Origin of the sequence: Enterococcus sp. DIV0970a (genome assembly GCF_051711265.1) — a bacterium.
Lineage (GTDB): Bacteria > Bacillota > Bacilli > Lactobacillales > Enterococcaceae > Enterococcus_D > Enterococcus_D casseliflavus.
In genome coordinates this window covers 614,809-633,488 of sequence record NZ_JBIOMF010000001.1, presented here as the reverse complement: position 1 = coordinate 633,488, position 18,680 = coordinate 614,809, and the positions used below count along the sequence as shown (strand labels likewise).

Here is an 18,680-nt window from a genome sequence, read left to right as displayed (position 1 = left end):
GGTGTGTGTGATCAGTTAAAAAAGCGCAACCGTCCATACTCTAGTTTGGTTGCCTTAACCAAGGAAAACGGCTGACCAGTAGAATCAAATCGTTTTTGAAAAATAGGTCAACGGTTCGCTCGTCATGTTTTTCATTTGGGTTTTACGCTCATTGACCATTTCGACTAATTGATCAAGGAAATTTTCCATAATGATCCGACCGCCTTTATAGGTATACCCACCGATTTTAACAGTTTCCTCTGGGGATAAAATCACCCGACGTGTCCCGATTTTTTTGAAAAATTCTTCCAAGAAAAAATTCGGTAGATAAAAACTGTTTTGCGCCGCAAAAGATTGTAGATAGGCAAAATCATCGATGGTGATATAACAGTCGTCAAAGGCATCAAAGCTGACATACTCATCCATCAGCATGACCCGTTTTTGTAGAATCTCACTGATTTTTTGATTCAATAAAACCAACGTTTCGATTTCTTTGACTTTATGCTCCAACAAACGGCGTTGTTTTTCTTTTTGCTCCTCATACCGAATGCGTAAATTAAAAATGATGGTTACTAACAATGCGCCCACTAAGACGCCGATCAAACCTGCTATTGCTACTGCCATTCTTCGATCCTTCCTCATTCCTTTTTTCATATTGTATCATATTTGAAAGTTTCGCAAAAAAGATAACGAACTTTTTATTTGACCTTTCTTGACCTAATCGGTATACTATCTCTTAGATATTGCGAAAACTTTATGCTAAACTATATCTATAACGATTTTTAGGAGGACTATCACTATGAATTTAATTCCTACAGTCATTGAACAATCATCTCGCGGTGAAAGAGCGTATGACATCTATTCTCGTCTATTAAAAGACCGGATCATTATGTTGAGTGGTCAAGTAACCGATGACTTAGCAAACTCGATCATTGCTCAGCTTTTATTCTTGGACGCGCAAGATTCTGAAAAAGACATCTACTTGTACATCAACTCGCCTGGCGGAAGCGTTACTGCTGGTCTAGCGATCTTTGATACCATGAACTTTATCAAAGCCGATGTTCAAACCATCGTTATGGGGATGGCTGCTTCTATGGGTTCATTCTTATTGACCGCTGGTGAAAAAGGCAAACGCTTTGCGTTACCAAATGCAGAGATCATGATCCACCAACCATTAGGTGGCGCCCAAGGTCAAGCAACTGAGATCGAAATTGCTGCCCGCCACATTTTGGCAACCCGCGAACGTCTGAACAAAATCTTGTCAGAACGTACCGGTCAACCAATCGAAGTGATTGAACGCGACACCGATCGTGACAACTTCATGACCGCACAAGAAGCCAAAGATTACGGCTTGATCGACGAGATCATGGAATCAAACAAATTGAAATAAGCTTGCATAAAAAAGGTGTACGAAGCAATTCGTACACCTTTTTGCGTCTTTTGGTTCGGCGTCAGACTTCACCATATTCGCACTGTTGGTAAGCATACCCATTTTCCACGTAATGCGTGATGTTTGCCTGATTTTTGGCGATTTCTTCCTCTGTCAACGGGCGGATCACTCGTGCAGGACGACCAAACGCCAACACATTGGGCGGAATGACGGTTCCTTCCGTTACTAACGAACCAGCACCTAACAAACTATTTTCACCGATCACTGCATGATTCAAAACAATCGAGCTCATGCCGATCAGCGCCCCTTTTTTGATGGTACAGCCATGAAGCATACACTGATGCCCAACAGTCACATCGTCTTCCACGATCGTCGGGGCATCGTGATCAACGTGAATGATCGTTCCATCTTGAATATTGGTACGCGCGCCGATTTCGATGCGATTGGCATCGCCTCGAATCACTGCTTGAAACCAGACCGTACTCTCTTTTCCTAGAGTCACGTTTCCTACGATCGTCGCATTTTTTGCCACAAAACAAGGTGTTCCTTGCAACGAGGCTGGCGAAACTGTTTTGTGGGTTTCATTCCCTGATTGTTCTTTGTCCATCAACTTCTCCTTCCAATCCATAAACGGATCTGCGCTTTCTTTTTTCACTATAGCACCACCCTTGCGACAATGCAAAAAGAGCGCCAGTCAGACTGGACGCTCTTTTGGGTTTACTCGGCTTCTTCTGAAAATTGACTTTGGTACAGTTGGCTATAAAAGCCGCCAGCTGCCAACAAGGTCTCGTGATTGCCTTTTTCAATGATCGACCCTTGATCCATCACTAAGATCAGATCTGCTTCACGAATCGTTGACAAACGATGGGCGATCACAAAGCTGGTACGACCTTCCATCACTTTATCCATTGCTTTTTGAATCAGCGCTTCTAAGCGGGTATCCACCGAACTGGTGGCTTCATCGAGAATCAAAATCTTCGGATCAGAGATGACTGCCCGAGCGATGGTCAACAATTGTTTTTGCCCCAAGGAGACATTGTCCCCTTCAGAATTGATGATCATTTCGTAGCCGTCTGGCATCGTGCGAATGAAGTGATCGACGTTGGCGGTTTTCGCAGCATCAACGACTTCATAATCGGTGGCATCTAATTTCCCAAAGCGAATGTTGTCGCCGATCGTGCCTTCGTACAACCATGCATCTTGTAAGACCATCCCAAACAGTGACCGAACATCATGACGTTCCATTTTCTTCGTGTCGATGCCGTCGATCTTGATCGCCCCTTCATTGACATCATAAAAACGCATCAACAAATTGATCAAGGTGGTTTTCCCAGCACCTGTTGGTCCCACGATCGCCACGGTTTGTCCAGCTTTGACTTCAAAGTTCAAGTCTTTGATCAACGGTTTTTTCGGATCATAGGCAAAGCCGACATGTTCAAAGGTCACGTCGCCTCTGATTTTTTCTGGCAATTGGATATCCGTTTGATTAACTGGCTCTTCTTCCTCATCTAGGATTTCAAAGACCCGTTTTGCTGCTGCTGAGGCACTTTGCAAGACGGAAGACAGCTGGGTAATATTCCCCATTGGCTGACTGACTTGCCAAATGTATTGAATGAATGCTTGCAGCTGACCAACAACGATTACGCCGCTGATCACATAAAAGCTCCCCATGACTGCCATTGCGATATAGGTAAAGTAAGCGGTCATTTGCACCAGCGGCATCATCAATCCTGACACAAAGGCAGAACGAAAGCCGTAATAGCGCAACTGGTGGTTAACGTTTTTAAACCCTTCAAGTGTTTGCTTTTCCCGTCCATACACTTTCAACACACTGAATCCAGTCATGTTTTCTTGTACGTAGCCGTTCAGATCCCCTAACGCATTTTGCATGCCTTGGAAGTCTTTTTGCGACTTTTTGACGATCGTGCGAGAAATCAATAAGGAGGCTGGGATCATGATCAATGAAACCAACGCCATGTAGGTATTAATGTAAAACATCATGGAAACCGCCATAACGATTCCTAAGAAGGCATTGACGATCCCGATCAAGGCTTGCTGCATTGCACCGCTGACGGCATCCACGTCATTGGTCACCCGTGACAAGATATTCCCTTGTTGGTTGCGGTCGAAGTAAGAAACGGGCAAACGATTGATTTTTTCTTCAATATCTTGCCGCAAATCTCGCATCGCAGATTGGACAACGTTGGTGATCAGCAGCCCTGACATCAATTGTGAGAAACAGTAACCGACACCGACGACTGCGATCCAGATCAAGCAAAGGATCACGTAATCAAAATTAACGCCTTCGCCAGCGGCGATGTTGCGGCTGATCTCTGTCGTCGGTAATCCAGAAACATACGGCATTGCCGCATTGAAGCCGACGGTTGCAACAGTAAACAACAAGACTAGGATAAATTGTACTTTGTACGGTTTGATGTAAGCACCTAACCGTTTTAAAGAAGAGATTGCTTTCATTGTGCCAACTCCTCCTCTGATAATTGTGACGCCGCAATGTCGTAGTATACTGGACAAGTTTGCAGCAGTTCTTTGTGGGTGCCGATGCCAACCACATCGCCTTCGTTCAAGACGACGATCTTATCGGCATTCATGATCGTTCCTACTCGTTGAGCAACGATCAAAACGGTCGATTCTGTGGTTTCTTTTTTCAAGCGTGCCCGCAATTTTGCATCCGTTTGGTAATCCAATGCAGAAAAACTATCATCAAAAATATAGATCTCTGGTTGGCGGATCACCGCACGGGCAATCGCTAGGCGTTGTTTTTGTCCGCCAGAGAAGTTGGTTCCGCCTTCTGCCAAGTGAGCATCAAAGCCATCTGGTGTGCGAGAAATGAAATCTGCCGCTTGCGCAATCTCGGCTGCTCGTTCCAGCTCTGCTTGCGTGGCATCTTCTTTGCCATAGCGTAGGTTTTCTGCGATCGTCCCTGTAAATAGCAACGCTTTTTGAGGGATAAACCCGATCTTGTTGCGCAACGTCGTTAAGCTGTAATCCCGAACGTCAACACCATCCACCAAGACTTGGCCTTCACTGACGTCGTAAAAACGTGGGATCAATTGGATCAAGGTTGATTTTCCACTTCCAGTACTACCGATAAACGCCACGGTTTCCCCTGGTGAAGCGGTAAAGCTAACATTACGGATCACTGGACTTTGAGCATGTCCTGGATAAGCAAAGGTAACATTTTTGAATTCCAAGAAGCCTTTCGTCTTAGTTTCTGTCACTGGCTGTTCTGGCTCTTTGATTTCAGAAGTCGCATCTAACGCTTCTTGGATTCGACGAGCAGAAACGGCCGCTCGTGGATACATCGTAAAGACAGTCGCAAACAGCATGAAAGAAAACAGCGCATGGAAGATGTATTCGATAAATGCAATCAAGTCACCGACCTGCAGTTGCCCTTGATCGATTTGAATACTTCCCGTCCAAATAATCAAGATCATCACGATATTGAACAAGAAGAAAAAGCCCGGTTGTGCCGTTGCCATCAAGCGAAACAAGCTGCGAGAACTAGAAGCATAGGCTTGGTTGACTTTGCCAAAGCGTTTTTCTTCAAATTTTTCATTGACGAAGGCACGGATCACTCGTAAACCAGAGAGATTTTCCCGCAAGATGCCATTGATTTTATCTAGATTGGCTTGTTGTTTGGTGGATAATGGTTCCGAGATTTTGGCAATGGCGATGACGGCCATCAGCAATATCGGCAATGCCCCCAAAACATACAACCCTAGTTGTGTACTTGTCCGCATGACCATGTACAAGCTGACCACAAACATCATGGGTGTCATCAAACCTGTCCGTAAGATGCTTTGCATAAACAGCATGATTTGATACGCATCATTGGTCACACGGGTGATCAATGATGAAACCCCGATTTTTTCATATTCGGTATGTGAATAGCCTTGGACTTTTTCAAAAAGATCGTCACGAATATCTGCCACAATGTTAGTGGTGATACGTGACGTGAAATAGCCTAACAAAATGTTCATCGTGATCCCCACAATGGTGATCGCGATCATCGCCGCACCCATTTTCCATATGTAGTCGCGATCACCAGCGGCGATCCCTTTGTCGATCATTCTTGCCAATAACGTCGGCAAACCTAATTCAATCAAAATAAAACCAAAAACACAGATGAAATTAAAAACCAGCAGTTTCTTGTTTCTCATCGTGTAGTGCCACATTAATTTCAAAAAATCCCCTCCTTTTTTACTTCATTACTTCTACTATAGCATAGGAATATTCTTATTGTAATGCACTTTCAACGAAAAAAAGCAAACTTCAGCGATAGTCCTTTCATTTTCTTTCAGTAAGCCTTTTCAAAATGACGTGTTTCTATACTTATTCGTTTTTCTGTGATAAAATAGGGATACTTGTAGTGGAACGACTTACAAACCCGGTGAATTTTTTATGACGACATTTGGAAAGCAAAGACGAGGCTTTCTCTTTTTTCTCACAACGATTGTCTGAAAAAAGCATGCAGCGGCTCTCGAAGCCTTCTTTTCAGGTCACTTTATTCGGACCTCGATTTTGTGATGCAGCGAATTCATCAACCAAATAGACTACTGCGAAAAGCAGATAAAGGAGAAAAGATATGATTTACAAAATTTATTACCAAGAAACAAAAGACCGCAACCCAAAGAGAGAACAAACCCACTCTTTGTACATTGAAGCAGACGATGCAGTGATCGCACGCCGTCTGGTTGAACAAAATACCCCATACAACATCGAGTTCGTTCAAGAACTAGATGAAAAACATTTAGCTTACGAAAAAGAAAACGCTGATTTCAAATTAGCGGAGTTTTAAGATGAAAGTTTCGCTGAAAAATAATGAGACTGGCGTATTCGGCGTCGGTGGACTTGGCGAAATCGGAAAAAACTGTTATGGGGTTCAATTCCAAGATGAGATCATCTTAATTGACGCGGGAATCAAATTCCCCGAAGATGAACTGCTTGGGATCGACTATGTCATTTCCGATTATAGCTACATCGTTCAAAATTTACCGAAAGTCAAAGGCTTGATCGTCACTCATGGTCACGAAGACCATATTGGCGGAATCCCTTACTTGTTGCGGGAAGCCAATATCCCGATCTATGCGGGACCCTTGGCACTTGCTTTGATCACCAACAAATTAGATGAGCATGGCTTATTGCGGGATGCGGAATTACACGAAATCAATGAAGATACGGTGATTCGTTTCCGTAAAACATCCATCAGCTTCTTTAGAACGACTCACAGTATCCCTGATGCTTTAGGTGTCGTTGTCAAAACGCCTTCTGGCAATATCGTCGCAACTGGCGATTTCAAGTTTGACTTTACGCCTGTGGGCGAACCAGCAAACTTGCACAAAATGGCAAAAATTGGTGAAGAAGGCGTCCTTTGCCTCCTTTCCGATAGTACCAATGCAGAAATTCCGACCTTTACCAAATCAGAAAAAACGATTGGCAGCTCGATCCAAAAGATTTTTGAAAAAATCGATGGTCGGATCATTTTCGCCAGCTTTGCCTCCAACATTTTCCGTCTCCAACAAGCTGCAGATGCGGCGGTTGCGACTGGACGTAAAATCGCCGTTTTTGGACGCAGTATGGAAAATGCAATCGTCAACGGACAGCGCCTTGGCTATATCAAGGTGCCAGATGGAACCTTTGTGGAATCTCATGAGATCAATCGTTTGCCTGCAAACGAAACCATGATCCTTTGTACGGGTTCTCAAGGAGAGCCAATGGCTGCTTTAAGTCGGATTGCCAACGGGACTCACCGTCAAATCCAAATTCACCCAGATGATACCGTGATTTTCTCAAGCTCACCAATCCCAGGAAATACCACGAGTGTCAATCAGCTGATCAACTTGTTGTTGGAAGCTGGCGCAAACGTGATCCATGGCAAATTGAACAACATCCATACTTCTGGTCACGGTGGCCAAGAAGAACAAAAACTGATGTTACGTCTAATGAAGCCAAAATTCTTTATGCCTGTCCACGGGGAATTTCGGATGCTGAACATCCACACCCAGCTGGCACAAGATGTCGGTGTACCAAAAGAAAATTGTTTCATTATGGAAAATGGTGACATGTTGGCCTTAACAGCGGATACCGCTCGCTTGGCTGGTCATTTCAATGCCAATGATGTTTATGTCGACGGCAGCGGTATCGGTGATATCGGAAATGTAGTCCTACGAGATCGTCGCATTCTTTCAGAGGAAGGCCTCGTCTTAGCTGTCGCGACAGTCGATGTGGCGAAGAAAGAAGTCCTTGCTGGACCAGATATCCTTTCTCGTGGGTTTGTTTATATGCGGGAATCTGGCGAGATGATCAACGAAGCACAGCAGATCCTCTTCCGTGCATTGCGGGAAGTCTTGAACCAACCAGACCCAACAGAACACAAATTAAGAGAAGCGATGTCTTCGGCGTTACAGCCATTCCTATTTGAAAAAACCGAGCGTCATCCAATGATCCTTTCGATGATCATGACGCCGGACGATTTATAGTCTCACATGCGAGGGTAGTTCTCAGGTTACTGAGAACTACCCTTTTTCCTTTCCGTTATAAAAAGCAAAAAAAAGACCATCGAATCGATGGTCTTTTGGGGTTTTTGATTTCAAAGTGCTCTTACTGGCAGTTTGTTTGAAAGCTTACGCTTTGTTTACGTTAACTGCTTGAGGTCCACGATCAGAATCTTCCACGTCGAAAGTTACTGCTTGACCTTCTTCTAAAGTTTTGAATCCTTCACCTTGGATCGCTGAAAAGTGTACAAATACGTCTGTACCGTCTTCGCGAGAGATAAAACCAAACCCTTTTTCAGCATTGAACCATTTTACTGTACCTTGTTCCATTAAAAAAAACCTCCTCGTGCATAAGCACTTAATTGTGTGTAACATTGCCTTTGTGCGATAGAGGCCTAACGTGCGTTTCAACATCTATTCAGCAAACAAAATTACAATAATATTTTACACTTGCCCGTATTTTTTTGCAAGACAGACGATTAGACAATTCACCTTTATTTTTAATAATGTTCGCAAACTCGGCTTATTTTCACACGTCTTCCTGTTGCCACAGCCCCTCTTCTCGCAAACTGACATAGGCATTGTCGCCAATGATCAAATGATCCAGTATGTCGATCCCCATCAAGTCTCCGCACTTGATCAAGCGGCGTGTAAACAGCAGATCTGCCTCTGAGGCTTGGGGACTGCCGCTGGGATGGTTGTGGACGACAATCACTCGGGCGGCACTGTAACGTACCGCCCAATGAAAAATCTCCCGTGGGTGAGCGATCGACTGATTCAACGATCCGATGAAGATCGTTTTTTTCTGAATGATCTCATTTTTCGTATTCAAATAAAGCCCTAGTAAATGCTCTTGACGACAATCCTTCAACTCTTGGATCAACTGATGGGCGATCGCCATACTAGAGTTGACCTTACCGTACTTTGGTTGAGCGGAGCGCTGGATTCGCACACCTAATTCAACCATCGCTTTGATCTCGATGGCTTTGATTTGTCCGACGCCGCGAATTTCTTGTAATTCATCGATCGTCGCTTGCTTTAATTCATACAATTCTTGAAAACGATTCAAGACACTGGCCGCTAACTCGAGGACATTCAGAGGACGTGAGCCAGTTCGCAGCAAAATGGCCAATAATTCTTGATTCGAAAGGGCATCGACTCCATATTCTACTAAACGCTCTCGGGGAAACGAACTTTGGGGAATCATTGTTTCATTGATCATAAAAAAACTCCTTTGCGTCGGTCTAATAAAAGATACGCAAAGGAGAGAGTATTTCATGAATCAGGTGCGCAAAAAATCACAGTTAGATTGAAAAGGCGGTTTCTAGAAAATCTGGGACATCCTCTAGTGATGGTAAGACTTTCAAGACTTTTTCTTCAATGATAGTCGTCGGCGCGATCAAATCAGGAATCATAATGACTGAGATCCCTGCCCCATGAGCAGCATGAATACCGTTAGCCGAATCTTCAAGAATCACCAATTCTTCTTTTGGTACCGCCAGTAATGCATGGGCTTTTTCAAAAATCTCAGGATCTGGTTTTGCCCGTGTGACATCATCAAAGCAGACGATCTCAGTAAATTCCGCCTTTAAGCCTGCGGCTTCCAGCAAGGTATCGATCACTTTGCGCTGGTTGCTAGACGCCAACACTCGGGGAATCTTTTTCTCATCAAGATAATGCAATAACTCGTGGATACCTGGCTTCAATTCAGCCTCGCCCCGTTGGAACATTTCCAGCGTTTGATGAAAAGCCGCTTGGATAAAGTCTTCGATCATTTGATGGCCAAAGGCTTCGTCGAACCGCTCATGGTAAGCTGCCCAGACTTCTTCATCCGAGACCCCCACATAAGCTAAATACAACTCTTTTGTATAGGGAATCCCCATTTGATCCGCCACGATTTGAGTAGCCTGGTAATAGAGCAGCTCCGTGTCAAAAATCAAGCCGTCCATATCGAAAATCACACCACGTAACTTAGCCATTTCTTCCTCCTATTGCCAACAACAATTCACGAACTTCTGAAACAAAATACAACGATCCTGTCACCAGCAGCAAATCTTCATTGGTCATTTTTTCTAATAATTCTGCCAAGCCAAACTGCCATAAAGAGACGGTTGAGATTCGTTTTTCATCGAGTTCCTGATAGCCGTCTGCTAAATGCAATGCTTTTGGGAAATCAAAGGTCGTTAAATAAATCTCGGCTTGCGGAATTGCCAGCAATTGCTGAAGCATCTCATTGACGTTTTTGGTTTCTAAGGCTGAGAACAGCACATGGATGCGATAGTCGCTGAACTCTTCTTTCATCGTATCCACCAAGCGAGCCATGGCATGCACGTTATGGGCGCCATCGATGATCACCAGTGGTTCACTGCTGATTCGTTCCATTCGGGCGGGCCAATAGGCTTTTCTTAGCCCATTGCGAATTTCTTTAGCTGAAAATGGCAGCTGCCGTAGGTCGCAATACAGACTGTACAATTGGATCGCAACACCGGCATTTTCTGGTTGATGGCGGCCTAACATCGGTGTTTTCAAGCCTTTGATTTTGCCATGCTCATTTTCAAAATCAAACAATTCGCCCCACTCTTCATCAGGATGACGATAGGTCACACGGTACTCTTGCCCTGCATGATACGCAGGTGCCTGTGCTTCTGCAGCTTTCAAATCGATCACCGAAAGCGCACTTTCAACGATATTGCCAGTCACAAGGGGAATTTGTGGTTTAATGATCCCCGCCTTATGGGCAGCGATTTTTTCAATGGTATCGCCTAAGATATCCATATGATCCATGCCGATCGTCGTGATCGCTGTCAACATCGGGGAAATAACGTTGGTACTATCTAAAAGTCCCCCTAGGCCAACTTCCATTATCGCAACATCGACGTTTTTTTCTTCAAAATAGCCTAATGCCATGGCAGTAATGATCTCAAACTGAGTGATGCCCGTCAAGGTTTCATCACGATCGATTTCAGCAACCAGCGGCTGGATTTTCTCCACCCAAGCGACCAAATCCTCATCTGATATAAATTGTCCATTGATTTCGATCCGTTCATTGAACGCTTCAATGTGCGGGGAAGTAAAAGTCCCCACTTGCTGCCCAGCTTCTTCTAAAAGACTGCGCAAATAGCTGACGGTTGATCCTTTGCCATTCGTGCCGGCGATATGGATCATGGTTATGTTTTTTTCAGGATTGCCCATTCGTTTTAATAATGCTTCGACACGCATCAATCCGGGTCTTTGCCCAAATGCCAAACGCGAATGGATCCACGCTGTTGCTTCTTCGCTTGTCATCTCCTTCACCTCGCTCTTATTTTATCAAAAATCACACAGCTTTCCCAATTTCTTTCCTTTAAACGAGAAATTTGTTTGACGGTTTCTATTGATTACGCAAAAACAAGCATCTACAAGAGATGCTTGTTTGCAGACAGTCGACGCTTCCTATTGAATCGTGCGCAATTGCTCGATCCGTTCTTGGACTGCTTTTTGTTTTTCAAGATAATCGGCTTCTTTGCTGCGTTCTTGTGCTACGACTTCCTCTGGTGCATTGGCAACGAAGCGTTCATTCGCCAGTTTGCCTTGTACCCGTTGAACTTCTTGGGTGAACTTCGCTAGTTCTTTCTCCAAACGCGCGATTTCTTCTTCAATGTTGATCAACCCAGCTAACGGCAAGTAGATCGTCGCACCTGATAGGATGGCTGACATCGCCAATTCAGGGGCTTGTAAGCTGTTAGAGATTTCTAGTTCTTCTGGATTACAGAAGCGTTCGATATAGTTTTTGTTGGCGATCAAGAATTCTTCGATCTCAGGCTCATTTGCTTGGATCAGCAAAGTGATTGGTTTCGAAAGTGGTGTGTTTACTTCTGCACGGATGTTTCGAACCGAACGAATCAATTCTTTCAACACTTCCATCCCTTGCGCCGCTTTTTCATCGGTCCATTCTGGTGCCACTTGTGGATACTCAGCAACAACTAATGATTCCCCTGTATGCGGCAGTTTGCTCCAGATTTCTTCTGTAACAAATGGCATGATTGGGTGCAATAAGCGTAAAATTTGATCAAGAACATGGACTAAGATGCTCTTATTGACTTGTTTCGCTGCTTCATTGTCACCGTATAAGGTTTCTTTCGACATTTCAATGTACCAGTCACAGAAATCATCCCAGATAAAGTTGTATAATTGACGACCCGCTTCCCCAAATTCGAAGCGTTCAAAAAGGTCAGTGACTTTTTCAATCGTTTCATTCAAGCGCGTCAAGATCCAACGATCCGCCACTGATTTTTCACCAGAAAAATCAATGTCTTCGGCAGTCATTTCGCTGACATTCATCAAGACGAAACGGGAAGCATTCCAAATTTTATTGATGAAGTTCCAAGCGGCATCCATTTTTTCATAGCTGAAACGCACGTCTTGTCCCGGTGCAGAGCCATTTGATAAGAACCAACGCAATGCATCGGCACCGTATTGTTCAATGACTTCCATCGGATCGATCCCGTTTCCAAGCGACTTACTCATTTTGCGACCTTGTTCATCACGGATTAATCCGTGGATCAAGACATTTTCAAATGGTCGTTTGCCAGTAAATTCCAAGCTTTGGAAGATCATACGGCTTACCCAAAATGCGATAATGTCATAGCCAGTCACTAATGTATTGGTTGGGAAGTAGCGTTGGAAATCTTCATTGTTTTCATCTGGCCACCCCATTGTTGAAAACGGCCATAAAGCAGAACTAAACCAGGTATCCAATACGTCTGGATCTTGCTGCCAATTTTCGGCATCCGCTGGCGCTTCAAGTCCTACATACATTTCTCCCGTTTCTTTGTGGTACCAAGCTGGGATTTGATGGCCCCACCACAACTGACGAGAGATCACCCAGTCATGGACATTTTCCATCCAACGTAAGAATGTTTGGTTGAAACGTGGCGGATAAAAGTCCACCGCATCGTCGGTTTCTTGGTTGTCGATGGCTTGTTTTGCTAATGGCTCCATTTTTACGAACCATTGTGTCGACAAACGAGGTTCGACTACTACGCCTGTCCGTTCTGAGTGCCCTACACTATGGACCATTTTTTCGATTTTGATCAGACGACCTAACGCCTCTAAGTCTTTCACGATTTGCTTACGAGCAGCAAAACGATCCATGCCTGCATAAGTACCTGCTAAGTCGTTCATTGTTCCGTCATCATTCATGACATTGACCCGTGGTAGGTCATGGCGGTTACCAACCTCAAAGTCATTCGGGTCATGGGCAGGAGTGATTTTTACGACCCCAGTTCCAAATTCTTGGTCCACGTACTCATCTGCGATGATTGGGATCTCTTTATTGACCAAAGGCAAGATCACTTTTTTACCGATCAATGCTTGATAACGTTCATCTTCTGGATGAACCGCGACTGCTGTATCCCCCAGCATCGTTTCTGGACGAGTCGTTGCGATCTCCACCACACCGCTGCCACCTGCTAATTCGTAAGACATATGGTAAAAAGCACCTTCGATGTCTTTGTGGATCACTTCAATATCAGATAATGCCGTGCGGGCTTGCGGATCCCAGTTGATGATGTACTCGCCACGATAGATCAAGCCTTTTTCATATAGCGTCACGAAAACTTTGCGAACTGCTTCGGATAATCCATCATCTAACGTAAACCGTTCACGGCTATAGTCTAGAGATAAACCTAGTTTCGCCCATTGTTCCCGAATGTGACCGGCATATTCTTCTTTCCAATCCCATACTTGTTCAACGAATTTTTCCCGACCAAGGTCATAGCGAGAAATCCCTTGTTCCCGCAGCTTTTCTTCTACTTTGGCTTGGGTAGCGATCCCGGCATGGTCCATACCTGGTAGCCATAAGGTGTCATACCCTTGCATCCGTTTTTGACGAATGATGATGTCTTGTAACGTGGTATCCCAGGCATGACCTAAGTGCAATTTTCCTGTTACGTTTGGTGGTGGAATCACGATAGAATAAGGTTTTGCTTCTTTGTTGCCGCTTGGTTTAAAACGGTCATGTTCTAACCAATCTTGGTAACGCCCCGCTTCTACTTCTTGGGGATTGTACTTGGTGGATAGATTTTCAGTTTCTGTCATAGTTGGTCCTCCTAAAGTTACGTTTTTAAGCGTAATGGTTGGTGTGGTTTTTTTGTGCCTGTTGCTGGGTAAAGCGTGACAATGTTTGAATCGTTCAGGATTAGTGCGTCGGTAGAGATGATTATCAGCTGTTTGTTGACGCCTCGCTTGTTATTCGTAAAAAAAACGTTGCTTACAGAGGTCAAGGCACACTTCCGTGATCCGCTATTGTGTCTTAGGGCTTTTGGCAAACGATCTGGCTCGCTTCGTGAACCAATTTTGATGACTCCTTGTACTGTTCATCATCTATTCTGTCTTGCTCCGCAAGCCACTCAATGTGATTCCTAGTTTGGTTACTACGCTCCCTATGGTCGCCTAGTACTGTTCATCATCTATTCTGTCTTGCATCGCAAGCCAATCATTGTGATTCCTAGTATGGTTACTACGCTCCCTATGGTCGCCTAGTACTGTTCATCATCTATTCTGTCTTGCTTCGCAAGCCAATCATAGTGATTCACAGCAAAAAGCGCCCTAATGCCGAGGCATTAGGGCGCTGATACGCGGTACCACCTAAATTGCAGATTGCTCTGCCACTTTGACGTGAGGTAACGTTCACGACGCGCTTGATCTTACTGTGCGGCTTTGTCTGCAAGAAACAAACCGTGGTTCGGATCAAAGACCTTCAAGCTACCTTTTCAGTGTCTGGGGAAGTCTTGCACCGACCGACTTCTCTCTTGACCGCCAGGGTCACTGATACTCCTCTTGAACATTGTCTTGCTATCATAGATTCTTGTTTCATCTTGCTACATTCTACAATGAACTTTTTTGAAAGTCAATCAGAGGTTTGCTTTCGCAGCATCAATGGCTGCTTGATAATCCGGTTCGTGGGAGATCTCAGGCACGATCTCAACGTGTTGGATCACGCCTTCACGGTCTAAAACGAAAATTGCTCGGGCAAAATGACCGAAGTCTGGGATCATGATTTGATAGGCCTCACCGAAGGTATTCGCCGGATCATGAAGCATGATCATGTCGACACCTTCTTGGCCGCACCATTGCGCTTGTTCTTCTTTTGTATTGTTAGAGATCGTGACAAAATGGATGTCATCCAATTGACTTGCCTCTTGGTTGAAACGCTTGGTCTGCAATGCACAGACGCGTGTCACGATATCGGGAACCACGCTGATGATCGTTGGTTTTCCTAAAAAATCAGTCAGTGTGTATTCCTTGTCCTCTAAACTTTTCAAGCGAAAATCAGCTGCTTTATCCCCTACTTTTGGTTGGTTGCCAGGCATCTCATAAACCGTTTCTTTGCGTGTAACTTGCATAACATCTCTCCTATAGCATTTTCTCCCAGTATAAGAAAGATTGTCAAAAAACGAAAAGGATTTGCTCAGACTTTCGATTTTTGCGAGTAGGTCGTATCAAAAAAGATCAATGTTTGTAATTCTGTCGTCAAATCAATGTATTGGATATTGACGTCTTTTGGCACGATGACGGGATCAGGGGCAAAATTTAAAATCGCTGTGATCCCAGCATCCACGATCGCATCGATCGCCATTTGCGAATAACGACTAGGAACGGTCGAAATCGCTACGGTGATCCCTTTTTCTGCTACGACTTCCGCCAATTGATCCATTCCATAGACATAACGCCCACTAATGGTCTGACCAATCATTTCTGGATCATTGTCAAAAACCGCGACCACGGAAAGATTTTCATTTCTGCGAAAATTGTTGTTGGCTAACGCTTTTCCTAAATTTCCATAACCAATCAAGGCGATTTTTTTCTCTTCATTGCTTTCTAAGATATAGCTCAATACCTCAATCAGATAAGGAACATCATAGCCATAGCCACTTCTGCCCAATTCTCCTAGATGAGAAAAATCTCGGCGGATCGTGGCTGAAGGAACTTGCGTGATTTCTGCAAACTCTTTTGATTTGATTCGCTGAATACCAGAGGCATCCAGTAATTTTAAGTGTCGTAAATAAGCTGGCAAACGTTTTGCCGTCGCTTTCGGAAGTTTTTTATCTCTTAATGCTTCCATCCTGTCCACCCTCCTTGTTAAATGATTCACATATTGAGTGTAGCATGTTCCATTTTCAATAGCAAGAAAATATTCACAAACTCTCTCACTCGATGAAAAACGACCACAAATGTTCAAAAACAGTTGTGGTCGTAGCATTAAAATCGGGGTTTTATTATAAAAATTCAGCGAATTCCGTTGCTGCTTTTTCTTGATTTGCCGTGATTGCTTCCAGTTTCAACCCAGCCATCGCACGTTCCATCATCCCTTCGATATCGAGACGTTCTTCATATTGGTGGACCTTATCCAGTCTTGGGCGCGTCTTTGGTTGAGGAGGTGCAAAGATTGTGCAGCAATCCTCAAATGGCTGAACTGATAATTCAAAGGTATCAATGGCTTCGGCAACTTCAATGATTTCCAATTTGTCCATCGTTGCCACTGGGCGCACGATCGGCGTATTGGTTACTTCATTTATGGCGACCATGCTATGCAAAGTTTGTGAAGCCACTTGTCCTAATGATTCACCATTTAAGATGATCAAGCCATGACGAGCTTCCCGAATCGCATCCGTCAAACGCAGCATCATCCGACGGGTGATGGTCATCCAATAGCCTTGTGGCACACGATTTTTGATTTCTTCTTGGATTTCTGTAAACGGAACTTCGATAAACTGGATGCTTCCCACATAAGGCGCAAGCTTCTTCGTTAAATCTTTGGCTTTTTGCAACGCTTGTTCACTCGTATAAGGAGGACTTGCGAAATGGACCGCTTCGATCTCAACGCCGCGTTTCATGGCAAAGTAGCCTGCAACTGGCGAATCAATACCGCCAGAAAGCATCAACATTCCCTTTCCGCTGGTGCCCACTGGCAGCCCAGCGGCTCCTTGGATCGTTTCATAAGACAAATAAGCGCCATCGATCCGTATTTCTACACGCAAATTGATGTCTGGTTTTTTCATTTGGACTTTGATATCAGGAAAACGGTCGATCACCGCATTACCTAAGGTCAAATTCAACTGGTTGCTATCTTGCACAAACGAATGATCACTGCGCTTGGCTGTGATTTTGAAGGTCTCAACGCCCGTATAGATCTCTGCCATGACGTCTTGAACGGCTTTCTTTAATACTTCGATATCTTTTTCGACCCGAATGCTGGGGGAAAAGTTTTGAATCCCAAAGACTTTTTGCAGCTTAGGAATGATCTCTTGGCTGTTTTCACCGTTCAATAGCAAGTGCATGCGATCTCGCTCGGCATGAACTTTGACATGGGGATAATCTGCTAAGGTACGTTTGACGTTTGAAGCTAATTGCATAATAAAACTACGACGATTTTTGCCCTTTGTTGACAGTTCGCCATAACGAACCATGATTTCTGAATAATTCACGAGAAAACTCCTTTGATTTGGATTGATTTTATAGTGGTCTGTCGTGCTTAATTGATTTTCGAAAATTTTTGGTACAACTGGTGGAAGACGATCAGAAACTGCTCGACTTCTGCCATTGTATTGCTCTCATCTAAACTGATACGAACAGCCGATGTTGCTAACTGTTCTGGAACGTGCATCGCATGAAGCGTACTGCTGGCCATCTTTTTACGGGAGGAACAAGCACTCGTCGTCGAAAGATAGATCTGCTTTTCTTCAAAGGCATGGACTAAGACTTCTCCTCGGATCCCTTTTAATGAAAAACAAAGTATGTGCGGCGCAAACCCTTCTGTGCCAGAAAAAAGCGTAACTTTCTCGTACCCAGCCAGTGCTTCTTGCAAATAGCCTTTTAATGATTGAACATGGTTCGGCTTTTCAGCCTTTTGTTCTGTCGCTAAACGTAGGGCTTTTGCCATAGCAACGATTGCTGGTACATTTTCGGTGCCGCTCCGCTGGTTTTGCTCTTGCCCACCGCCGGTCATCAATGGCGCCAGCTTACGGCCTTGTTTCCAATAGATAAAGCCTGCGCCACGAGGTCCATGAAATTTATGCGCAGAGAACACGGCAAAATCGACCCGCTCATTGAACCATTGTTCTTGCGGCACCTTTGTGATGGCTTGTACGGCATCTACATGGAAATGGATCGTTGGATGGTCCGCTAGCACAGCTGCGATCTCATGGATCGGTTGGATCGACCCTACCTCATTATTGACCGCCATCACCGAAACCAAAATCGTTTCTTTGCGAATCAGGTTTGCTAATTCAGACACGTTGACAAAGCCTTGGGCATCGACAGGCACAACACTGACCTCAAACCCTAACTCGGCTAATTGAGCCGCTGTTTCACTGACGGCAGGGTGTTCAATACTGGAAATAATCAGGTGATTCCCATAGGCTTTTTTCGCTAAAGCAGTCCCTTTGATGACCCAGTTGTCTCCTTCAGTCCCCCCACTGGTAAATGCGATCTCTTTGGAAGAAACGTTTAACAGATCGGCGATCTGCTGACGAGATTGCTGCAGCAGACGATTGGCTTGATTTCCTAAATCATGCAGGCTTGAGGGATTGCCGATAATTCGCTGACTGACTTGGACATATGTATTTAAAGCTTGTGGATAAATAGCGGTTGTTGCACTGTTGTCAAAATAGATCAATGATAGGACCCTTTCTCTAAAAAAATTCTTTCCCATTATAACTGCTCTTGAGCTGAGTTTCAAGGTGACTCGTCGGCTTTGGCTTTTTTAAAGGAAACTTTTCCTTCCTTCGTAAGCGGTACTCATGCAGCGAGCCATT

General features: G+C 44.4%; 16 protein-coding genes and 1 other annotated feature. Of the genes, 3 read left to right on the top strand and 13 right to left on the bottom strand.

Going from position 1 to position 18,680, the window contains the following annotated elements:
- Positions 1-84: 84 nt before the first annotated feature.
- A complete protein-coding gene (locus tag IGK14_RS02970) occupies positions 85-603 on the bottom strand; it encodes a hypothetical protein (RefSeq protein ID WP_005231097.1) in 519 nt (172 codons plus the stop codon).
- Positions 604-778: 175 nt separating this feature from the next.
- Between IGK14_RS02970 and clpP the strand changes: the two genes are divergently transcribed.
- The gene (clpP, locus tag IGK14_RS02965) at positions 779-1,369 is read left to right on the top strand and encodes an ATP-dependent Clp endopeptidase proteolytic subunit ClpP (RefSeq protein ID WP_005225161.1); all 591 of its coding nucleotides are present in this window, start codon (positions 779-781) and stop codon (positions 1,367-1,369) included.
- 61 nt (positions 1,370-1,430) lie between these two features.
- On the opposite strand, the gene IGK14_RS02960 is transcribed toward clpP, so the two are convergent.
- The 3 genes from IGK14_RS02960 to IGK14_RS02950 all read right to left on the bottom strand — a co-directional run bounded on the left by IGK14_RS02960 (position 1,431) and on the right by IGK14_RS02950 (position 5,574).
- Positions 1,431-2,024 carry a gamma carbonic anhydrase family protein gene (locus IGK14_RS02960; protein ID WP_230209426.1) on the bottom strand — a complete coding sequence of 198 codons (594 nt, stop codon included), beginning with the start codon at positions 2,022-2,024 and terminating at the stop codon, positions 1,431-1,433.
- Positions 2,025-2,086: 62 nt separating this feature from the next.
- Positions 2,087-3,844: an ABC transporter ATP-binding protein gene (locus IGK14_RS02955; RefSeq protein WP_010747463.1), complete on the bottom strand. Its 1,758-nt coding sequence runs from the start codon at positions 3,842-3,844 to the stop codon at positions 2,087-2,089.
- The gene (locus tag IGK14_RS02950; protein WP_010747462.1) at positions 3,841-5,574 is read right to left on the bottom strand and encodes an ABC transporter ATP-binding protein; all 1,734 of its coding nucleotides are present in this window, start codon (positions 5,572-5,574) and stop codon (positions 3,841-3,843) included. The genes IGK14_RS02955 and IGK14_RS02950 overlap by 4 nt, the downstream gene beginning before the upstream one ends.
- Positions 5,575-5,975: 401 nt before the next feature.
- Between IGK14_RS02950 and IGK14_RS02945 the strand changes: the two genes are divergently transcribed.
- Positions 5,976-6,188 carry a DNA-directed RNA polymerase subunit epsilon gene (locus IGK14_RS02945; protein ID WP_005225157.1) on the top strand — a complete coding sequence of 71 codons (213 nt, stop codon included), beginning with the start codon at positions 5,976-5,978 and terminating at the stop codon, positions 6,186-6,188.
- 1 nt (position 6,189) lies between these two features.
- The gene (gene rnjA, locus IGK14_RS02940) at positions 6,190-7,869 is read left to right on the top strand and encodes a ribonuclease J1 (RefSeq protein WP_005225156.1); all 1,680 of its coding nucleotides are present in this window, start codon (positions 6,190-6,192) and stop codon (positions 7,867-7,869) included.
- Positions 7,870-8,013: 144 nt separating this feature from the next.
- On the opposite strand, the gene IGK14_RS02935 is transcribed toward rnjA, so the two are convergent.
- The 9 genes from IGK14_RS02935 to IGK14_RS02895 all read right to left on the bottom strand — a co-directional run bounded on the left by IGK14_RS02935 (position 8,014) and on the right by IGK14_RS02895 (position 18,541).
- The gene (locus IGK14_RS02935) at positions 8,014-8,214 is read right to left on the bottom strand and encodes a cold-shock protein (RefSeq protein WP_005225155.1); all 201 of its coding nucleotides are present in this window, start codon (positions 8,212-8,214) and stop codon (positions 8,014-8,016) included.
- 199 nt (positions 8,215-8,413) lie between these two features.
- Complete coding sequence (radC, locus tag IGK14_RS02930) at positions 8,414-9,106, bottom strand: RadC family protein (protein WP_010747461.1); 693 nt, start codon at positions 9,104-9,106, stop codon at positions 8,414-8,416.
- 82 nt (positions 9,107-9,188) lie between these two features.
- Complete coding sequence (locus IGK14_RS02925) at positions 9,189-9,863, bottom strand: HAD family hydrolase (RefSeq protein WP_010747460.1); 675 nt, start codon at positions 9,861-9,863, stop codon at positions 9,189-9,191.
- The gene (locus tag IGK14_RS02920; protein ID WP_010747459.1) at positions 9,856-11,169 is read right to left on the bottom strand and encodes a bifunctional folylpolyglutamate synthase/dihydrofolate synthase; all 1,314 of its coding nucleotides are present in this window, start codon (positions 11,167-11,169) and stop codon (positions 9,856-9,858) included. The genes IGK14_RS02925 and IGK14_RS02920 overlap by 8 nt, the downstream gene beginning before the upstream one ends.
- A 147-nt stretch (positions 11,170-11,316) precedes the next feature.
- A complete protein-coding gene (locus IGK14_RS02915; RefSeq protein ID WP_010747458.1) occupies positions 11,317-13,962 on the bottom strand; it encodes a valine--tRNA ligase in 2,646 nt (881 codons plus the stop codon).
- A 522-nt stretch (positions 13,963-14,484) separates the two neighbouring features.
- Positions 14,485-14,720: a binding site (T-box leader), on the bottom strand.
- A 57-nt stretch (positions 14,721-14,777) separates the two neighbouring features.
- A complete protein-coding gene (gene tpx, locus IGK14_RS02910) occupies positions 14,778-15,269 on the bottom strand; it encodes a thiol peroxidase (RefSeq protein ID WP_010747457.1) in 492 nt (163 codons plus the stop codon).
- 65 nt (positions 15,270-15,334) lie between these two features.
- Positions 15,335-15,988 (bottom strand): redox-sensing transcriptional repressor Rex, encoded by a 654-nt coding sequence (locus IGK14_RS02905; RefSeq protein ID WP_010747456.1) that lies wholly within the window; start codon positions 15,986-15,988, stop codon positions 15,335-15,337.
- Positions 15,989-16,142: 154 nt separating this feature from the next.
- Positions 16,143-17,351: a tRNA uracil 4-sulfurtransferase ThiI gene (gene thiI, locus IGK14_RS02900; protein ID WP_005225147.1), complete on the bottom strand. Its 1,209-nt coding sequence runs from the start codon at positions 17,349-17,351 to the stop codon at positions 16,143-16,145.
- Positions 17,352-17,398: 47 nt separating this feature from the next.
- Complete coding sequence (locus IGK14_RS02895; RefSeq protein WP_034695677.1) at positions 17,399-18,541, bottom strand: cysteine desulfurase family protein; 1,143 nt, start codon at positions 18,539-18,541, stop codon at positions 17,399-17,401.
- Between the last annotated feature and the right edge of the window lie 139 nt (positions 18,542-18,680).

What these genes read in the sequence shown, in the direction of transcription:
- IGK14_RS02970 (WP_005231097.1), bottom strand. Translation starts at nt 603, where the DNA reads ATGGCAGTAGCAATAGCAGGTTTGATCGGCGTCTTAGTGGGCGCATTG.
- clpP (WP_005225161.1), top strand. Translation starts at nt 779, where the DNA reads ATGAATTTAATTCCTACAGTCATTGAACAATCATCTCGCGGTGAAAGA.
- IGK14_RS02955 (WP_010747463.1), bottom strand. Translation starts at nt 3,844, where the DNA reads ATGAAAGCAATCTCTTCTTTAAAACGGTTAGGTGCTTACATCAAACCG.
- IGK14_RS02945 (WP_005225157.1), top strand. Translation starts at nt 5,976, where the DNA reads ATGATTTACAAAATTTATTACCAAGAAACAAAAGACCGCAACCCAAAG.
- rnjA (WP_005225156.1), top strand. Translation starts at nt 6,190, where the DNA reads ATGAAAGTTTCGCTGAAAAATAATGAGACTGGCGTATTCGGCGTCGGT.
- IGK14_RS02935 (WP_005225155.1), bottom strand. Translation starts at nt 8,214, where the DNA reads ATGGAACAAGGTACAGTAAAATGGTTCAATGCTGAAAAAGGGTTTGGT.
- radC (WP_010747461.1), bottom strand. Translation starts at nt 9,106, where the DNA reads ATGATCAATGAAACAATGATTCCCCAAAGTTCGTTTCCCCGAGAGCGT.
- IGK14_RS02925 (WP_010747460.1), bottom strand. Translation starts at nt 9,863, where the DNA reads ATGGCTAAGTTACGTGGTGTGATTTTCGATATGGACGGCTTGATTTTT.
- IGK14_RS02920 (WP_010747459.1), bottom strand. Translation starts at nt 11,169, where the DNA reads ATGACAAGCGAAGAAGCAACAGCGTGGATCCATTCGCGTTTGGCATTT.
- IGK14_RS02915 (WP_010747458.1), bottom strand. Translation starts at nt 13,962, where the DNA reads ATGACAGAAACTGAAAATCTATCCACCAAGTACAATCCCCAAGAAGTA.
- tpx (WP_010747457.1), bottom strand. Translation starts at nt 15,269, where the DNA reads ATGCAAGTTACACGCAAAGAAACGGTTTATGAGATGCCTGGCAACCAA.
- IGK14_RS02905 (WP_010747456.1), bottom strand. Translation starts at nt 15,988, where the DNA reads ATGGAAGCATTAAGAGATAAAAAACTTCCGAAAGCGACGGCAAAACGT.